A 1,450-nucleotide genomic window follows, 5' to 3' on the forward strand; every position below is an offset into this window, starting at 1 on the left:
GAAACAATCCAATCTTGCCGTGAATGATCTTTACCGCCTTTGGGGATATCGAGCATCAGTGCGCGATAATCTTTGCTTGTCTGAGCCTCAATCCACCATGCGTTGTGAAAGAAAAATGGCAACCTGGCCCTTGCTGATACAGCAAAATCGACCGGTTATTTTAGAGCTGAATTATCAAGGCGATGTTGGTTACGTGATTTTGTATGCGGTTGGCAACGACCAAGTAGAAGTGCTCAATGGCAAACAGCGTCTGCGTTTGCCTGTTTCGTGGCTGAAACCAATGTGGCAGGGCAACATCATTGAATTGTGGCAAGCGCCGCTTAAAGAGACGTTGCGTTTAGATATGGAAGGGCCGGCGATCGAAGTGCTTGACCAATTGCTTGCCAAAGCGGTCAGTGAATCACCACTGGAAACGTCCATTTTTGACGGTGCGTTAAAAGAGCGAGTGGAACTGTTCCAACGTTGGCAGGGCATCGGTGTGGATGGCATTGCGGGTCATCGCACGTTAGAGCGCTTACAACAAAGTGTGCAACCTAATGCGCCAACACTAGCAAGCATTAACAAGGAGGAGGCGTAATGTCAGTCATCAAACATGTTGGACTCTTTCTTGTGCCTATTAGCGTGTCAGCGATTGCGGTTGCGTGGCATTTAGATTTGCTTACGCCAGAGACTCAAGCGGTTACGCCAGAGGTCGTGGTGGCGGAAGTCGTACAACCATTTGAAGTTTTAGATTATCCAGAATCAACGGATCTTGCTCAACTGCCACGAGAATGGCCGAGTGCCGAATTATCGCGCGACATTGGGACATTCTTACAACCCTCCGAGTATGCCAACGAGAGTGAGGCTCCAGATCCGACAACGGCTACTCCCGTCACGAGCACAGCATCTACGCATCGTCGTGACGACTTAGGTTTGTCATTGGATGATCTAGACTTGTCTTCCTTGTCTCCAGATCTCGCAAAAAAAGTGGAAAATGCGCTGTCTCAAAACGATGCACCGACTTCTGCACCGTCACAGGTGAATGACTTGGAGCGCAATGCGCAGCAGTGGCAAGGACGTCTTCCTGCCCTTAATTTGCAAACGCACATGTATGCCAGTGATGCCAATCGTCGTTGGGTGAAAATCAATAACGTGGAGTATCACCAAGGGGATGTGGTGGATGGGCAAGTCACGCTGAAAGAGATTCAGCCGCAGGCTGTCATTGTCGAATTCCAAGGTGAGCAAATCCGAATCCCTGCGCTTTACGAATGGGATGGTTAGTACTCTCGCGTGAAACCATTAGATAAGCAAAAGGCCACATGAATGTGGCCTTTTTCGTATCCGCTATGTGCAAACCGATAGTTTGCGGGGCAGTTATGCCCAACCAGCAGGTGATTTCTTTCTGCGTGGAATGATATGAGGAAGAATCAAACCAAATAAAAGACCAAGGCCTGCTACACCGCCACCGTAA

At 49.0% G+C, this 1,450-nt stretch carries 2 protein-coding genes and 1 pseudogene; 2 read left to right on the top strand and 1 reads right to left on the bottom strand.

Annotation, left to right across the window (positions count from 1 at the left end; all coding sequences use genetic code 11):
• Together R7E00_RS23295 and R7E00_RS23300 are read left to right on the top strand one after the other, a co-directional pair.
• Positions 1-577, top strand: a 577-nt coding sequence (locus R7E00_RS23295) for a peptidoglycan-binding domain-containing protein (protein ID WP_318124608.1), incomplete at its 5' end; no start/stop codon positions are given.
• Entirely contained in the window at positions 577-1,260 is a 684-nt protein-coding gene (locus R7E00_RS23300; protein WP_025623667.1) for a general secretion pathway protein GspB, read from the top strand. The genes R7E00_RS23295 and R7E00_RS23300, both read left to right, overlap by 1 nt.
• A 93-nt stretch (positions 1,261-1,353) precedes the next feature.
• Here R7E00_RS23300 and R7E00_RS23305 read toward each other — a convergent pair.
• Positions 1,354-1,450: pseudogene (locus R7E00_RS23305) on the bottom strand (arylsulfatase); the annotation flags it as partial.

It is taken from the genome of Vibrio sp. Vb1755, from assembly GCF_033338635.1.
Lineage (GTDB): Bacteria > Pseudomonadota > Gammaproteobacteria > Enterobacterales > Vibrionaceae > Vibrio > Vibrio alginolyticus.